This window comes from Peribacillus sp. NJ4, assembly GCF_030348345.1.
Taxonomy (GTDB): domain Bacteria; phylum Bacillota; class Bacilli; order Bacillales; family DSM-1321; genus Peribacillus.
The window spans coordinates 1,929,250-1,944,785 of sequence record NZ_JAUCFQ010000001.1; the positions used below are offsets into that span (position 1 = coordinate 1,929,250).

18 protein-coding genes are annotated in these 15,536 nt (G+C 40.3%); 14 read left to right on the forward strand and 4 right to left on the reverse strand.

The window, feature by feature from the left end; all coding sequences use genetic code 11:
• Positions 1-3: 3 nt before the first annotated feature.
• Genes pstA through phoU form a run of 3 tightly spaced genes read left to right on the forward strand, consistent with a single transcriptional unit; the run spans position 4 to position 2,400 of the window.
• On the forward strand, positions 4-882 hold the full coding sequence (gene pstA, locus QUF94_RS09665; RefSeq protein ID WP_289315659.1) for a phosphate ABC transporter permease PstA: 879 nt from the start codon (positions 4-6) through the stop codon (positions 880-882).
• A gap of 16 nt (positions 883-898) precedes the next feature.
• Entirely contained in the window at positions 899-1,726 is an 828-nt protein-coding gene (pstB, locus tag QUF94_RS09670; RefSeq protein WP_289315660.1) for a phosphate ABC transporter ATP-binding protein PstB, read from the forward strand.
• 20 nt (positions 1,727-1,746) lie between these two features.
• Positions 1,747-2,400: a phosphate signaling complex protein PhoU gene (phoU, locus tag QUF94_RS09675; protein WP_289315661.1), complete on the forward strand. Its 654-nt coding sequence runs from the start codon at positions 1,747-1,749 to the stop codon at positions 2,398-2,400.
• A gap of 68 nt (positions 2,401-2,468) precedes the next feature.
• On the opposite strand, the gene QUF94_RS09680 is transcribed toward phoU, so the two are convergent.
• Positions 2,469-2,921, reverse strand: coding sequence for a hypothetical protein (locus QUF94_RS09680; protein WP_289315662.1), 453 nt, complete (start codon positions 2,919-2,921; stop codon positions 2,469-2,471).
• Positions 2,922-2,923: 2 nt separating this feature from the next.
• Positions 2,924-3,304 carry a hypothetical protein gene (locus QUF94_RS09685; RefSeq protein WP_289315663.1) on the reverse strand — a complete coding sequence of 127 codons (381 nt, stop codon included), beginning with the start codon at positions 3,302-3,304 and terminating at the stop codon, positions 2,924-2,926.
• 424 nt (positions 3,305-3,728) lie between these two features.
• Between QUF94_RS09685 and QUF94_RS09690 the strand changes: the two genes are divergently transcribed.
• From QUF94_RS09690 to QUF94_RS09710, 5 genes are all read left to right on the forward strand, one after another.
• Positions 3,729-4,334 (forward strand): hypothetical protein, encoded by a 606-nt coding sequence (locus QUF94_RS09690; protein WP_289315664.1) that lies wholly within the window; start codon positions 3,729-3,731, stop codon positions 4,332-4,334.
• A gap of 119 nt (positions 4,335-4,453) precedes the next feature.
• Positions 4,454-4,603 carry a 50S ribosomal protein L33 gene (gene rpmG, locus QUF94_RS09695; RefSeq protein ID WP_028391797.1) on the forward strand — a complete coding sequence of 50 codons (150 nt, stop codon included), beginning with the start codon at positions 4,454-4,456 and terminating at the stop codon, positions 4,601-4,603.
• 170 nt (positions 4,604-4,773) lie between these two features.
• The gene (locus tag QUF94_RS09700) at positions 4,774-5,346 is read left to right on the forward strand and encodes a 5-formyltetrahydrofolate cyclo-ligase (protein WP_289315665.1); all 573 of its coding nucleotides are present in this window, start codon (positions 4,774-4,776) and stop codon (positions 5,344-5,346) included.
• Between the two features lie 76 nt (positions 5,347-5,422).
• Positions 5,423-5,611 (forward strand): hypothetical protein, encoded by a 189-nt coding sequence (locus tag QUF94_RS09705; RefSeq protein ID WP_289315666.1) that lies wholly within the window; start codon positions 5,423-5,425, stop codon positions 5,609-5,611.
• Positions 5,612-5,787: 176 nt separating this feature from the next.
• Positions 5,788-7,326, forward strand: a complete 1,539-nt coding sequence (locus QUF94_RS09710; protein WP_289315667.1) for a rhomboid family intramembrane serine protease — start codon at positions 5,788-5,790, stop codon at positions 7,324-7,326.
• Here the strand turns inward: QUF94_RS09710 and QUF94_RS09715 are convergent.
• A complete protein-coding gene (locus tag QUF94_RS09715; RefSeq protein WP_289315668.1) occupies positions 7,321-8,178 on the reverse strand; it encodes a hypothetical protein in 858 nt (285 codons plus the stop codon). The genes QUF94_RS09710 and QUF94_RS09715 overlap by 6 nt on opposite strands.
• Positions 8,179-8,417: 239 nt before the next feature.
• Here QUF94_RS09715 and QUF94_RS09720 point away from each other — a divergent pair, with 239 nt between their 5' ends.
• The 5 genes from QUF94_RS09720 to QUF94_RS09740 all read left to right on the forward strand — a co-directional run bounded on the left by QUF94_RS09720 (position 8,418) and on the right by QUF94_RS09740 (position 14,300).
• Complete coding sequence (locus QUF94_RS09720) at positions 8,418-8,627, forward strand: YqgQ family protein (protein ID WP_076365307.1); 210 nt, start codon at positions 8,418-8,420, stop codon at positions 8,625-8,627.
• Between the two features lie 14 nt (positions 8,628-8,641).
• Positions 8,642-9,613 carry an ROK family glucokinase gene (locus tag QUF94_RS09725; RefSeq protein ID WP_289318335.1) on the forward strand — a complete coding sequence of 324 codons (972 nt, stop codon included), beginning with the start codon at positions 8,642-8,644 and terminating at the stop codon, positions 9,611-9,613.
• A 161-nt stretch (positions 9,614-9,774) separates the two neighbouring features.
• The gene (locus QUF94_RS09730) at positions 9,775-11,628 is read left to right on the forward strand and encodes an LTA synthase family protein (protein WP_289315669.1); all 1,854 of its coding nucleotides are present in this window, start codon (positions 9,775-9,777) and stop codon (positions 11,626-11,628) included.
• 159 nt (positions 11,629-11,787) lie between these two features.
• Complete coding sequence (locus QUF94_RS09735; protein ID WP_289315670.1) at positions 11,788-12,954, forward strand: M14 family metallopeptidase; 1,167 nt, start codon at positions 11,788-11,790, stop codon at positions 12,952-12,954.
• Between the two features lie 173 nt (positions 12,955-13,127).
• Positions 13,128-14,300, forward strand: coding sequence for a YqgU-like beta propeller domain-containing protein (locus QUF94_RS09740; protein WP_289315671.1), 1,173 nt, complete (start codon positions 13,128-13,130; stop codon positions 14,298-14,300).
• A 41-nt stretch (positions 14,301-14,341) separates the two neighbouring features.
• Here the strand turns inward: QUF94_RS09740 and QUF94_RS09745 are convergent, their stop codons facing one another.
• On the reverse strand, positions 14,342-14,515 hold the full coding sequence (locus tag QUF94_RS09745; protein WP_289315672.1) for a DUF2759 domain-containing protein: 174 nt from the start codon (positions 14,513-14,515) through the stop codon (positions 14,342-14,344).
• A gap of 233 nt (positions 14,516-14,748) precedes the next feature.
• On the opposite strand from QUF94_RS09745, the gene QUF94_RS09750 reads away from it, so the two are divergent.
• Positions 14,749-15,375 carry an MBL fold metallo-hydrolase gene (locus QUF94_RS09750; protein WP_289315673.1) on the forward strand — a complete coding sequence of 209 codons (627 nt, stop codon included), beginning with the start codon at positions 14,749-14,751 and terminating at the stop codon, positions 15,373-15,375.
• Positions 15,376-15,536: the final 161 nt, after the last annotated feature.

Genomic DNA, 15,536 nt, shown 5'->3' on the forward strand with positions numbered 1-15,536 from the left:
GACATGAAACTGATAAACAAAAGTCATGTTGCAAAAAAGATGCCCGTTAGGCTGGCTGTTAACACGATTTGTAAAGGATTATTCTTCTTGGCAACATTGGTTGGCCTCGTAGTACTGGCCATCTTATTTTATCGGATATTCACTCAAGGAATTGGTAGTCTGAATGTGGATTTCCTTCAGAATTTCGCTTCCAGGAAACCAGAAGAGGCTGGTATAAAGGCAGCATTGATCGGTTCAATATGGTTGATGGTAGTCGTGGCTCCAGTTTCCCTGCTGCTTGGTGTCGGAACGGCCATTTATTTAGAGGAATATGCCAGGAAAAATTGGATCACCACTTTTATCAAAGTGAATATTTCCAATCTGGCAGGTGTCCCGTCAATAGTATTTGGACTGCTGGGCTTAACGGTTTTCGTTCGTGCTCTAGCATTGGACCGGTCCATATTGGCAGCAGGCTTGACCATGAGCCTACTCGTTCTTCCGGTCATCATAGTAGCTGCCCAAGAGGCCATACGTGCCGTACCGCGTGATTTAAGGGAAGCTTCCTTTGGAATGGGTGCAACAAAGTGGCAGACGATATTGAAAGTGGTCCTGCCGGCTGCGGTACCTGGCATTTTAACTGGAGGAATACTGGCTTTGTCACGGGCAATCGGTGAAACGGCGCCACTTGTGGTGGTTGGCATACCGATGTTCATCGCCTTTTTACCACAAACGGTCATGGATACATTTACAGTTCTGCCAATGCAAATCTATAATTGGACATCTCGTCCACAGGAGGAATTCCAGCAGGTTGCTGCCGCCGGAATCATCGTTTTACTCATCCTGTTAATTTTCATGAATTCAATAGCGGTTTTAATTCGAAATAAATTCCAGAAAAGATACTAATAGGAGGAAGGAAAGCATGAATATGACCTTAATGAGAGAAAATGAGTCACCGGCTATCGGGTTCGAAAATGTCGAGTCCGTTCCCTTTTCGGAAAAGGTATATGAAACGTCCAATCTCAATTTATGGTATGGAGAAAACCATGCTTTGAAAAATATTAATTTGGATATGCATCAAAATGAGGTGACAGCCATCATAGGACCTTCGGGATGTGGGAAATCCACCTACATCAAAACATTGAACCGAATGATCGAACTAGTCCCGAATGTTAAAACGACAGGCCAGATTAAATATAGGAACAGGAATATCCTCGATCAGTCCTACAAGGTTGAAGATTTAAGGACACAGGTGGGAATGGTCTTCCAAAAGCCTAATCCCTTTCCTAAATCAATTTATGAAAATGTTGTATACGGACCGAGGATCCATGGAATAAAAAATAAAAAAATTCTTGATGAGATAGTTGAAAAGAGTTTAAAAGGGGCAGCCATTTGGGATGAAGTGAAAGACCGTCTGCATGAAAATGCATATGGACTTTCAGGTGGACAGCAACAGCGTCTTTGTATCGCCAGATGTTTGGCAATCGAACCAGATGTCATATTAATGGATGAACCGACATCTGCCCTTGATCCGATTTCCACTTTGAAAATAGAAGAATTGGTCCAAGAACTTAAAAAGGATTTCAGCATCATCATCGTTACCCATAACATGCAGCAGGCAGCACGTATCTCTGATAGAACAGCCTTCTTCTTAAATGGGGAAGTCATCGAATATTCTGATACCAACACCATCTTCTCTAATCCGAATGATAAAAGGACAGAAGATTACATTACCGGACGCTTCGGTTAAAGAGAAAGGGAGATGCGATAATGGTCGTTCGTGAAAATTTCGAGCTTCAGTTGAAAGAGTTACAGGAGAAAATAGTGAAGTTGGCTAATTTAGCTTCAGGGGCAATATCAAAATCATATGCCGCACTGGAAAACAATAATGTTGATGATGCTCTTGAAGTTATAGATGATGATACAATAGCTGATTTACTGGAAGAGGAAATTAATGACTTTGCGATTTTACTGATTGCGAAGCAGCAGCCGGTTGCAATTGATTTGCGGCGTATCATTGCTGCCATAAAAATTGCCTCGGATATTGAGAGGATGGCGGACTTTGGCGTCAATATCGCTAAATCAGCCATCCGAATCGGTGACCAGCCATTTATTCTGCCTTTAACACCTTTAAGGCAGATGCATGATATTACATTAAAGATGATTGAACTTTCGATAGAAGCATTTGAGAAGGAAGATGTTGTCCTTTCAAGAGAAATCATTGAAATGGATGATGAGGTCGATCGCTTTTATGGAGAGATGATTCGAAGTCTCCTTCGGCTTTCAGATGAAAAAAACCTACAGCAGGTCACACAGCTTTCCTTAATTGCCCGTTATTTAGAAAGAACGGCAGATCATACAACGAATATCGCAGAGAATATTTACTTCCTGGTAAGAGGGAGATATATCAGCAGGAATGAATGAATTCCTATTTGAAAAAAAGAGAGGCTTTTTTTTCGGACAAAGTCCAATTAAAAAGTCTCTCTTATTCATTAATGGGTCAAAGTATTGGCCAATTGTCTATATGTCATATTATTCGTAACGACAAACTCGCCGATTTGAACTTTTTTTGAGAAATCATGTTCATTCATATAAGCGTCAAATCCAGCAGCATCATCGATGATCTTTTCCTTGGAGAGCCTATCGGCAATTTCAGTTGTGTTCATATTCGTTTTCACTTTAATCGTATAGGAGACGATGGATTGATCTTTTTTTGAAGCTTCATTCTCCATTAAAACTTTATCTGCATCCTTTGGTTGGACGGTCTTTTTTGTTTCCTCCATAGGAAGGGAAACGACGAATCCCTGCTTCACGAGCAATTCCTTAGCTTCCTCTGCAGTCGGAGTGGTACCTTCGATTAATCCGGTGCCATAATAAAAACCGGCAAAGATTGTTGTTGTAAAGATGATACCGGCGGAAAGACCTTGCAGTACTGCTTTGTTCATCTTCATTCACCCCGCAATCTTTGTTGCTCGATCACTGAAATGGTTTGTTCCTTCGTTAACGAGGATTGTCTAGCGATCAGGTCCAAAGAAAGACCTTGACTATATAAGGATAGAACCTGACTTTTTAGAATTTCATGAATAGGTTCAACTTCATTGGAAGTGACAAGTGATTTAGTCTTAACGGGAGGAACAGGGTCATCCTGGATAACGAATTCCTCTTCAAGAATCTTCACCTTCTTCTTTAATTGGTAGATATCCTGCATATACGTAATGGTCATCTGTTCTAAATCTTCTTCTAATTTGGCAACTTTATCTTTACTGAAAAAGGAAATGATAAGAAGGAAAATTGCTAATGAAAAAAGAAGGATGATAAGTGTTTCCATGATTTCACCTCAGAAGCTAAATTTCGACATTTACTTATATTTTACACATATTATAAAAAAATTGGAGATTTTCATATTTTTATATCTTCAGGAAGTGGCAGTTACCTTCAATTATTGTCTGTTTTGTTTCAAATTATTGTCGAAATGCCTCATGACTATCGTTGAAGAAAAAAATTCAGGCACTAAAAAGGGGAAAAAACCCTTTAGATATAACATACATAAAATTCGACAAAATGTGTTTATTGTCCATCAGCCAATTCAGTGCTAACATAAAGATAGAATAAATCGAAAAAACTAAATATTTTGAATAGTTAAAATTAATGAACCTATAAGGAAATGGTGTGCAGATTCTAAAGTGGATAGTTTCACTGTCAGCGCCTAACGATAAGTTATATAAGGATAAAGAAGGGGAAGGGATGATTATATGAATTCGATCGCGTATATGCCGCAGGATAACCAGGATATGTATCGTAAGGGGTTAAAGGCTGGGTTATGGATGGATGAGAGTTTTGATTGGTATCCTGAGGAAGATATGATGAGTCATCCTAATGGGGAGATCCGGACACTTTCACAAACTTATACCCAAGGGCAGGTGACTTTTTCGAAGTTCACGATTAGGAATACCTCATTTGAGACTAAGCGCCCAAAAGTGTTTTTTCACTATGAAAACGCTTTCGAACGACAGGCGGTGGCTTTTTATAGCCCGAATGAACGGGCGATTTTACATGTAGCCCCTCAATCGATTGCCTTATTGGGTGGATTGGTGAAAGGGAAAAGCATTTCTCAATATTGCATCCAAGGTAAGGGAAGCCTTTATCAAGAGGGATGCTTCAAATCATTGAAAGAAGGGCTCCTGGCTTATTCACCGCTCGCCAAAGGGGAGGTAACCAGCGTTTTCACACTAGAGACGGAAATCTTACCGAAGGAATGTGTGGAAGCTGTGGCTTGGGTCATTCATGCTGAAACGAAAGAAGAAGCGAAAATCATTAATAATCAGCTCCTCCTGACGATGCAAAACGTAACCAATTAAAAATTAAAAAAAAGTTAATGTTGGATTTCCCAAAAAACATACTAGCAATTCGCATCGAATAATGCTATTATAGAAAAGTCCTATGTGAAAAAGTCAATATGTTTGGAGGGAAATACACAATGCGCGTGAATATTACATTAGCTTGCACTGAATGTGGAGACCGTAACTATATTTCTAAAAAAAATAAACGTAACAATCCAGACCGTCTTGAGCTTAAAAAATACTGCTCAAGAGAAAAACGCAGCACGACTCACCGTGAAACAAAGTAAGCAACAGGATTTTTCCTGTTGTTTTTTTTTGCATTTTTTTAATGTCTTCTCCCTATCTTTCCTTTAGTGAATATTTTCAGAATGCACTCGGCAATTTCCCATTTCGTATTTTCGTAAATGAACAAATATTATGAGATAATAATAGAATTAGACTAAAGGAGTCGGAAATGATGAGAGAAAACAAAAATAAGCTCCGCCAAGAAGTTAGGTCCCGTTTAATGGAGCTGACCAAAGAGGAACATAAAGAACTTTCGAACAGCATCGCTGAAAACTTATTTTCACTGGAGGAATGGAAAAAAGCTAAAACCATTGGGATCACCATCTCCATTCCGCCTGAAGTTCCAACGGTACGGATCATCGAACAAGCATGGAGTGAAGGAAAAGAAGTGGCAGTACCAAAATGTAATCCTGAAAAAAAGACAATGGAATTCAAAAAGATTTCGTCCTTCAATCAGCTGGAGTCTGTTTATTATGGATTGCTTGAACCAGTGGAAGAAACAGCCAAGGCCCGCAAAGAGGAATTGGATGTAATGATCGTCCCCGGTCTTGCTTTTACCAAAGAAGGGTATCGCCTGGGCTTTGGGGGCGGCTATTATGACCGTTTCCTCTCTCATTACCGAGGAGCTACATTGGCCCTTACATACGAGCTTCAATTAATGGATGATCTCCCGATAGAGGTTCATGATATAGCTGTCAGCAAACTCATCACCCCATCCAGGATATTACGCACGTACGCCCACTAGAAGAAGTTTATTAATTATCACTTTTTTGCTCATAAAAATCCTGTCCTGTATCACACTAATGATAGGAGGGATCGTTATGCTTCGATTAATTATTCAAATCTTCTTGGTTGGTTTAGTGGTTTATGCAGGTTATCAAAATCGGTACCGCTTGTTAAATGTTGTGCTGTCTAGCGGTATACTAAGAAGATTTCTAGTGACTAAATCCTTGGATATGCCAATGTTCAGGGATAAAATGATGCAAAGCATGTTCAGTCAGACCAAATGATGATGCCGGCATCTTAAAAGGAACCTGATCAGGGGTTCCTTTTTTATTTATAACCCAGAGGGAGAGAGGGGTTAAAACAGTCTCCTTTTTTACTTTTTTCATGATTTCGTCTATAGTTTTAATTATAGAAACAGGAATTTCAGAAGCTTAAGATTCATTGGAAAGTGGGGAAGGCATTGGGATTTAAAGAGGATTATTTGTTTTGGGAAACCATAAGGGAGTTGTCGGCCCATTATGATTATCGAATGATCACTGTCACGGAAAACCATCAGGAGATTTGGCTTGAGAGCGATAAGAATAAGGAGTTTCCAGTCATCAGACTCATTCGACATGATTTGGATTGGGCTAATTGGCTCAAGCGCGATATCGACCGAACATTGCAGAATGGGGAAAGGATCAGAAGGAAATTATACAAAAAGCCCATAGACATATTAAGTATCTATGTTAGTAAATTTGCCCCGGTCGATGATCATGACTTTAGTTTACAGGTGACTTCCTTTAAAAAAACGAATGTTAACACGTTTATTCTAACTTGTGAATCATTTAATGATTCGTTGCAAAACCTTGAGCATGTATTGAAAAAACCACTTTCAATTCAAGTTCTTGAAGAAGATGAAATAGATGAGGAAAAGATTCTCGCAGTAAAGAAAGACGCAATCTCGGAGTCGGTCAAAAAGGCTAGGGCTGAGCAGAAGGTATTTCAAAATGCCAATAAGCCATTCTTTACATATATATTCATGGCGATACAAATAGCTGTGTTCATCTTGATGGAGTTCAATGGAGGCAGCACCAATTCCAAGACTTTGATTGAGTTTGGCGCTAAATTTTCTCCTTATATCATACAAGGGGAATGGTGGCGGTTCTTTACACCAATGATTGTCCATATTGGGTTTATTCATTTACTGATGAATACATTTTCATTGTATTTGATCGGTGCTGAAGTGGAAAGGATTTACGGTAATGCCAGGTTCCTTTTCATCTATATATTCGCTGGTTTCGCTGGAACTCTAGGCAGCTTCATCATGACCCCGAATCTTTCGGCAGGGGCGAGCGGGGCCATTTTTGGCTGTTTTGGGGCACTTCTGTACTTTGGTATCGTCTATCCGAAATTGTTCATGCGCTCGATGGGTTCATCGGTGATCGTGTTGATCATCATTAACTTAATATATGGTTTCACCGTTTCGGGAATTGACAATGCAGGGCATATCGGAGGTTTGATCGGAGGGTTCTTGGCTGCTGGAGTGGTCCATCTGCCAAAATCCAAGAATATCTTTCGGCAGCTGGCTTTTCTGATAGGGACGGCAATACTGACCTATGGCCTGCTTCAATTTGGTTTCAACCATCAGGACAGTGCAGCTATGGATGATAATACCATGGCCATGCTTGCCCAAAAGTATATTGATGATGAAGAAGAAGATAAAGCGGAAGAGATGTTATTCAAATATGTGGATGCAAACCCTGATGCACCACTATCGCTTTTTATGCTAGGGAATTTATCTTTTGAGAAAAAGGATATATATAAAGCGAGGGATTATTATGAAAAGGCGGTTGAAAGCAATCCGGATTTGCATGAAGCCCATTACAATCTTGCCTTAGTCTACATGAATCTCGAATCATTCGATCAAGCTAAGGAGCAAGCTGAAAAGGCTATTGAGCTTGCCCCGGATAATAAGTCATATACTAAACTGCTGCCAGAAATTGAAAAACGGCTATAACTTTTGACGTAGCATGATTGGAGTACCGTCATTCAGTGTAAACAAGACAAGTATTTCACTTTGATTCTTAGCCAGGAGCAATTGGGGGATGGTGCTGCCTTGTGGACTCACAGTGGATCCATCCTCCTTTTTTATTCCTAACACATAATTTTTATAAAGCCCTTCCCACAGCTTTCCCACAATTTCTTCCCGTTTGAATTGGGGAAAGGCAGAAAGCCATTGGTTTTTTTTTGAGGGTAGGTCTGTCAATGAGATGATTTTGTACTGATCCAGATTAACTTGAAATGCTTGACCGGCTTTCTCCAAACCATTTCGAACCGTTTGATCGGTAAAGCCGTCCAGCGTTTTTTTCCACTGAATCTGTTCCTCTGAAAGGGGACGGTGGAAGTATTGAAAAGTTGGTGTAGTTACTGTATAAAGTTTTTCTTTACTCAGCTGCTGGGCACTGGTGAAAATTGTGTCGCTCGGATGAACCTCGGCATAATGAAAAGTTACCGCTTCATAACGCCCACTCTCGGTTTCTTTAGATTTCGCTTTTTGAGAGAGTTCTTGTTTATTTTGCCGCCAATTTTTTAACGCTCCTGCCAATTTTCCATTTTTGTATAAGAGCGATACATCCTGACGTAAGTAAGCAGGCTGGTCCAACGCAGAATTCACCTTCCAAGTGATTGTATAGGTGGAATTCCCGGTACCCTTCGGTGTCAGGTGGGTGGAAGCATGTTCAAAATGGAGCGAGGAATCGATGGGAAAAAAAATGATGGTTTCCTCTGTCTGTTCATTATTTGAAAAATAAAGGATGACAAAAATGGTAGTTAAGACTAAAAAGACGGTATACTTCAATTGTAGTTTCATTTTTCCCCTCCGTTTTTACGCAAGATGAATGGTTTAAAAAAATATTAAGCAGTTTCAAATTTTCAAATCAAATCGAAAGAGTCCATATTGGGCGTTCACATTCTTGATATTTCATCATATGAATAGAGTTGGACATGTATGTGGAGGATGGGGAAAATTATCAAAAGTGGAAATGGACGCTTGTTACAATGAGGCTGATTCGATATACTTTCCTATAGAAAAGAGTAAAGAGGCTTACTATGAAAACATATTATGATCTTCAACAATACCTGAAAAGATTCGGCACATTTATTTACATTGGTGATCGATTAGCCGAGCTTGAACTGATGGAAGCTGAAATCAGGGAAATCCACCGTATGCAGATGATGGATACGAAAGATTATCAAATGGCGATCCTTTTAATTAGGCAGCAATTGTCTCTTGAAAGGGAAAAACAGAAAAAAAATTGATAAAAAAGGTGAGAATGATGGAAAAGTGGCTGATGGGTGTAGATTTAGGCGGTACAACTACCAAACTGGCTCTGATCAATTCATACGGAGAGATTATTCATAAATGGGAAATCAGCACGGATATCTCCGAAAAGGGCAAATTCATTACGATTAACATAGCCAAAGCGATTGATGCGAAGCTCGTGGAACTTAATGAACCAAAGAATAAGATAGTAGGGATAGGAATGGGTGCCCCCGGCCCTGTGAAATTTGTTAACGGTTCCATATATGAAGCTGTCAATCTAGGTTGGAAAGACTATCCATTAAAAGATTTATTGGAGGTGGAGACATCTCTCCCTGCGGTGATCGATAATGATGCCAATATGGCAGCTTTGGGAGAAATGTGGAAAGGTGCCGGTAATGGTGCCAAAGACCTCGTTTGTGTAACTCTGGGAACGGGTGTAGGCGGAGGGATCATCCATAATGGGCAAATCGTCCATGGTACTAGTGGAGCTGCTGGTGAAGTGGGGCATATAACGGTCGTAACGGACGGCGGGGCACCATGCAATTGCGGCAAGACAGGTTGTTTGGAAACGGTTGCTTCAGCTACGGGAATCGTTCGTATGGCTTTAGAGGCCTTGAATACTGCCGATGAAAAGTCAATGCTTCAGCAGAAAGTCGACGAGGGAAATGTGGTTACTTCCAAATTGTTATTCCAATGCGCTGCAGCAGGCGATCCTTTTTCCAGAGCAGTGGTGGATAAGGTAGGCAATTACTTGGGGCTAGCACTATCACATGTTGGGAATGTCATGAATCCGGATAAAATCGTCATTGGTGGGGGCGTTTCACAAGCGGGAGACATTTTGCTCGATCCTGTCCGAGCTGCCTTTGGAAAGTATGCCTTTAAACGGGTTAGTAAATCAACGAAAATCAGCCTGGCAACACTAGGCAATGATGCAGGGGTTATTGGTGCAGCCTGGCTCATTAAAAGCCAATTGAATGGTTGATCCGTTGTTGTGCCCTTCTGGGGTGTGTAAATTATCGAATTTTCAAAAAGTTCCCCATTTGAAGGGGTGGGTGCATATTGCATAGCGGGGAGAACTATGACCCAAGTTTGAAGCGCTCTGGATCATAGCTCCATCGCTTCTTCGATGAGGAGGGACCAGGATTGAAAAGGGTCTTCAAAAAACAGGGATATTCATTGTTTTGGGTCGTATTAATATCACTTTGGCTTAAGACATACATTGCTTATAAAACAAGTTTTGAGATGGATATTGAAAATTGGATCCAGGAATTCATCCTTTTCATCAATCCGGTCAGTTTCCTTTTACTTACTCTTGGCGTGTATATATTTTTAAAAGAAAATAAACGGACGGCTTACTTATTGATCATGAGTTTTTTCATCACCTTCGTCCTCTTTGCCAACCTTGTGTTTTTTCGCTTTTTTAATGACTTTTTAACCATTCCCGTTCTTTTTCAAACGAGCAATATGAACGACCTTGGAAGCAGTGTACATGAATTGATCAATCCGAGTGACCTTTTGTATTTTGCCGATATTCTGTTCCTGATGCTTCTGGTGAAATACAAACCGGAATCATTCCATGACCGTTCATACAATCCTCAGGACCGTAAATTCTTTGTGTTAATGGCTTTAGGAGTGACCTTCTTTAATTTAGCTTTAGCGGAAGCTGAGCGTCCTGAACTCCTGACGCGAACGTTTGACCGTGAAATCCTCGTCAAGAATATTGGTACGTACCATTATCACCTCTATGATGCAATATTACAGACGAAATCATCGGCCCAACGTGCCCTTGCGGATGGCAGTGAATTGTCGGAAATTGAAAATTATGTCCGTGCCAATCAAAAAGCGGTTAATGATGATCTATATGGTCTGGCAAAAGGCAAAAATGTGATTCTTGTTTCATTGGAATCGACTCAAAGCTTTGTCATCAATAAAACTGTGAACGGTGAAGAAATCACTCCTTTTCTGAACGAATTCATTAAAGATAGCTATTATTTCAATAACTTTTATCACCAAACTGGCCAGGGGAAAACATCCGATTCAGAATTCATTATTGAGAATTCCCTCTATCCTTTAGGCAGAGGTGCAGTATTTTTCACTCATGCCCAAAATGAATACAGAGCCACCCCTGAAATCTTAACGGAAAAAGGTTACTATACGGCTTCCTTGCATGCCAATAATAAAAGTTTTTGGAATCGTGACATAATGTACGATTCTCTTGGGTATCAGCAGTTTTATGATAGTGATGAATACAAAGTCTCTGAAAAGAATTCCGTCAATTGGGGTTTGAATGATAAATCGTTCTTCCGGCAATCAATTGCCCACTTGAAGGGGATGCCGGAGCCTTTTTATGCCAAGTTCATAACGTTAACCAATCATTTCCCATTCACTTTGAATGAAGAAGACCGGACATTGGAACCTTACGATTCGAGTTCCAAAACATTGAATCAGTATTTTCCGACCGTGCGCTATACTGACGAAGCATTGGAACGATTTATCGGTGATTTGAAACGTGAGGGATTATATGAGGATTCCATTATTGTATTATATGGCGATCATTATGGCATTTCGGAAAATCACAACTCTGCCATGAGCCAGTTCCTTGGGAAGGAAATCACGCCTTTCGAATCCATCCAGCTTCAGCGAGTCCCTCTCATCATACATGTCCCAGGGCAGAAGGGTAAAACGGTTTCCACCGTTTCCGGTCAGATTGATGTAAGGCCGACTCTCCTTCATTTATTGGGGATTGAAAATGATGATTATATCGAATTCGGCAAAGATCTATTTTCTGAAGAGAAAATAGAATTCACGGTTCTTCGTGATAGCAGTTTCATCACGAAGGATTATCTCTATACGATGGATACCTGTTATGATAAAAAGACCGGAGCGGCGACGGAAGAGGATCCATGTGAGAAGTACTTGGAAAAGGCGAAGCAGGAGCTTGATTACTCCGACAAAATCATATACGGGGATTTGCTCCGATTTTATGAGCGACGTTGAAAAAAGAAACCTGGAGCAATCCAGGTTTTTTTGTTTTTGTAAGGAGATTCAGGTCCATAAAAGGAGAACCTAGAATCAATTATGAAACATGGAGACTTCCTGAACATCTTTCTACCTTTCGTTTCATAAAGATTAAACAATGAAAGGGGCGGAGGCTGAATGAAAGTCGTGAGCAGAAACGGGGATAATTTGGCATATTACAGCCAAATGTTCCAAATTCCCCGAGTTTTGATTGAGGATGCAAATCCCGGTATTACTGACGGGGTTTTGCCAAATGGCATGGAAGTACAGATACCGGGGTACATTGTTCAGGAAGAGTCCCGGTTAGATATCGATTTTGCCGAAATCGCTTTACTATATCACCTGCCCATCGATGGGATATTATTATTGAATCAAGTTGAACAAAAAACGATTTCCGTACCCGTCCAAATTATGAATCCCATGCTTGTCACCGAAAAACCCTATGATTATCAATCACTCCTTAACGATCTTGATATTCTATCTTTTCATTACCCCTTTATTAAAGTTGAATCGATCGGGAAGAGTGTATTGGGAAAAGACCTCCTTGAGGTAAGAATCGGTCAAGGTGAAAAAATCATACATTATAACGGTTCATTCCATGCAAATGAATGGATCACTTCGGCGGTCTTGATGAAGTGGCTGAATGATTTTCTGCTGGCAGTAACGAATGATCGTACATTATGCGGTATGGATTGTATGCCCTTCTATAGGGATACGACAATTTCGATGGTTCCAATGGTTAATCCGGATGGAGTAGAGCTAGTCCTAAAGGGGGAGGAGGCGGCAGAGGGGAAAGTCGATGTTTTGAAAATGAATAATGGAAATCCTGCCTTTTATGCTTGGAAAGCCAATATCCGCGGTGTCGACCTGAATAATCAATATCCGGCCAATTGGGAGATTGAAAAGCAAAGAAAGATTCCAAAAGCCCCTGCCCCGAGGGATTTTCCAGGCGAGACCGCATTATCGGAACCAGAAGCATTGGCCATGAAGGAGCTGGCAAAAAGACGGAATTTTGAAAGAGTGTTAGCACTTCACACACAAGGAAAAGAATTTTATTGGGGATATGAAGGACATGAACCTGAACAGGCTGCGAATGTTGCGAGGGAGTTTGAGAAACGGAGCGGATATCGGGCTGTACAATATGTTGACAGCCATGCTGGGTATAAAGATTGGTTCATTCAGGAATTCAAACGTTGCGGATTCACAATTGAGCTGGGAAAGGGCATCAATCCACTTCCCCTATCCCATTTGCCTGGTATATATGAAGATTCCGTTAAGATTTTGATGGCTGGCTTGTATATGTGATGCCATTAATCCGAGGAATATACTTCCAAAAAAATATAAGGTAATTATTCGCCACATTTTCTCTTTTTTACTTTATAATGAAAGTCGTAAGGGTTCGATTGGTTAATCCTTACTCTCTTTCTAATGTCTCGCTCACATATGCCAGGCGTTTTTAGTTATGAAGTGGGAGGTGTGTGGAGATTAAAGTATCCAAAGCAGCACTTTGTATGCGGCTTTCCATTTGTAAGATGTTGTGTTTCATCCCATTATTTATCTCCACTATCCTTCTTATCTCGGCTTGTGAGCCTTCCAAGGACCTTAGTAAACCCGTAAATGATACGGAAAAAGAACACTCCCAATCTACCAAGGAAACTTCAGTGAGCAAATTAAAGGTCCCGACTGCAGAAACGGAAAAAATCGAAGCCATTTTTGGATGGCTGGATTCTAAAACCATTTTATATTCTGTGAAGCGGGATGGTCATGAATTATCCCAGTTGATGTCATGGAATTTGGAAACGAATGACACTTCCGTTTTCTATCAGCCGGCTTTTGCGTTTTCTGAAGTATCCATCAGTCCGTCTGGTACGCATATTTTGTTATCGTCCTTCACCTCTTCGGGTAAAGCATCAATCACAATACTCGATAAAACGGGAAATCCACTGTATTCCGTGGCGATCCCAGCCTATGAATTAGCTTATGAGTGGAATTCATATCAAGATGGCATGTTGTTTTTATCGAGTTTTTATGAAGATTGGACATACAGCAGTTATGTATTGAATCCAGGTGATCAAACAATGGAAACACTGGACTTTCCACAGCCCTTTGCTCAATGGGCAAGTGAAAAAGAATTGATGTTTCTCGATTGGGATAAGCAAGAACCTGCTTTGACGGCTCCCCTGGAAAGAAAAGCGCTGAATGATGCTGGAGCGGAAAGCCTTATGCTCGATGTCATTCACTTTAAAAAAATGAAACAAGCGCTGATGACAATTCAAGTGGAGACAGAAAAACAAGATCGGGGTACATATGCATTTTATGATCGAACAAACAAACCGATCCACTCTTTTTCCGTGCCACTATTGAAAAGCTTTTCAGATTGGGTGATTCCATCCTATGATTTCATTGAAAAAAACAAGGAATTCATAACGTTTATTCCTAATGAATCAAAAGATGCGGACCAATATAAGGGAAGGTTTACCTTAACTAAATTAAATTGGGAAAAAGGCACACAAGAAGAATTGATGAAGGACATGGAAAATGAACCATTAAGCTGTTCGCTTGATGGCAACCTCTGCTTATATGGATATCAATTTGAGAAAATCATTGATATGAAAACCCATCAAATACAAAGATTGTTCAAACAAACATAATGACCTAAAACAAAAGCTCGCCGGATGGCGAGCTTTTTTCTTTAATGGGCAACAGGAAAACCACTGTTGATGACAGTCATGACAGTGAACCAGCCAAACACGACTGCACTGCCGGCTGCAAAAAGGAATCCTAAGAAGTTTCTCTTTTTTAATGAGGTAAACACAGCTGCAACTCCTAAGATGGCCACAAGTCCGAAAACAACCATTAATATCATATCAAAACCCCCTTTTTTGTAATGAATACCTAATCTCTAATAATATACCCAGAGAATAAAGCAACTACCAAAAATATGTAGAAAAGATTGCATTTGTTAATATCTTAATATTTTTTCAATTATTTGTCGAGGTTTAAAAGGTGACACTTATATGACTTGAGTAAACTGAATTAACATTAGCAGCTTTAATTGGTGTAAGATGAAGATAGAAAATCATATAGGAGTTGATGAAAATGAAATGGACACAAATACCTCTAGGCCCGCTGCAAACGAATTGTTATGTAGTTTCCGATGGACAGGATTGCGTCATTTTCGATCCGGGTGAAGAGCCTCAAAAAATCATACAGTACATACAGACAAAAAAATTGAAGCCATTGGCGATTTTATTGACACATGCACATTTTGACCATATCGGTGCTCTTGATGCTATTCGCGATTATTATGAGATACCTGCATATATTCACGAAAAAGAGGCCAAGTGGCTACTTGATCCCGCATTGAATGGTTCCCAAAAGTGGTTCCCTGAAAATCCAATGCGCATGAAGCCAGCCGATCACATCCTCGCAAATGAGCAAGAACTTACTATTGGAGGATTCACTTTCGAAGTATTCGAAACCCCTGGACACTCACCAGGGAGCGTGTCGTATTATGTGAAGGAGGAACGTCTTCTATTTTCAGGGGACGTATTGTTCCAGGGAAGCGTTGGCAGAACCGATTTAATAGGCGGAAGCGAAGCAGTGCTGTTAAAAAGCATTGAAACGAAGCTGCTGACACTTTCTGATGATGCTATCGTTTTTCCAGGTCATGGGCCAGTCACGACCATTTTAGATGAAAAGAATACCAATCCCTTTTTAAGATAATGACTATTGCAGGTGCCATATGGCACCTGTTTTATTTTACGTTCTTTGTAATGTAAAAATATTGAAATCGGTCATCTCCCGAACTATACTGAATATAAAAAATGTTTTGTCTCTCACCGTGATCGGAGAATGGAGGGGATGAAAAGGGAGGCCCAAGAAAT

What these genes read in the sequence shown, in the direction of transcription:
- QUF94_RS09700 (WP_289315665.1), top strand. Translation starts at nt 4,774, where the DNA reads ATGAGAGAAAACAAAAATAAGCTCCGCCAAGAAGTTAGGTCCCGTTTA.
- pstA (WP_289315659.1), top strand. Translation starts at nt 4, where the DNA reads ATGAAACTGATAAACAAAAGTCATGTTGCAAAAAAGATGCCCGTTAGG.
- QUF94_RS09705 (WP_289315666.1), top strand. Translation starts at nt 5,423, where the DNA reads ATGCTTCGATTAATTATTCAAATCTTCTTGGTTGGTTTAGTGGTTTAT.
- rpmG (WP_028391797.1), top strand. Translation starts at nt 4,454, where the DNA reads ATGCGCGTGAATATTACATTAGCTTGCACTGAATGTGGAGACCGTAAC.
- QUF94_RS09685 (WP_289315663.1), bottom strand. Translation starts at nt 3,304, where the DNA reads ATGGAAACACTTATCATCCTTCTTTTTTCATTAGCAATTTTCCTTCTT.
- QUF94_RS09745 (WP_289315672.1), bottom strand. Translation starts at nt 14,515, where the DNA reads ATGATATTAATGGTTGTTTTCGGACTTGTGGCCATCTTAGGAGTTGCA.
- QUF94_RS09735 (WP_289315670.1), top strand. Translation starts at nt 11,788, where the DNA reads ATGAAAGTCGTGAGCAGAAACGGGGATAATTTGGCATATTACAGCCAA.
- pstB (WP_289315660.1), top strand. Translation starts at nt 899, where the DNA reads ATGAATATGACCTTAATGAGAGAAAATGAGTCACCGGCTATCGGGTTC.
- QUF94_RS09720 (WP_076365307.1), top strand. Translation starts at nt 8,418, where the DNA reads ATGAAAACATATTATGATCTTCAACAATACCTGAAAAGATTCGGCACA.
- QUF94_RS09750 (WP_289315673.1), top strand. Translation starts at nt 14,749, where the DNA reads ATGAAATGGACACAAATACCTCTAGGCCCGCTGCAAACGAATTGTTAT.
- QUF94_RS09725 (WP_289318335.1), top strand. Translation starts at nt 8,642, where the DNA reads ATGATGGAAAAGTGGCTGATGGGTGTAGATTTAGGCGGTACAACTACC.
- phoU (WP_289315661.1), top strand. Translation starts at nt 1,747, where the DNA reads ATGGTCGTTCGTGAAAATTTCGAGCTTCAGTTGAAAGAGTTACAGGAG.
- QUF94_RS09680 (WP_289315662.1), bottom strand. Translation starts at nt 2,921, where the DNA reads ATGAACAAAGCAGTACTGCAAGGTCTTTCCGCCGGTATCATCTTTACA.
- QUF94_RS09690 (WP_289315664.1), top strand. Translation starts at nt 3,729, where the DNA reads ATGAATTCGATCGCGTATATGCCGCAGGATAACCAGGATATGTATCGT.
- QUF94_RS09715 (WP_289315668.1), bottom strand. Translation starts at nt 8,178, where the DNA reads ATGAAACTACAATTGAAGTATACCGTCTTTTTAGTCTTAACTACCATT.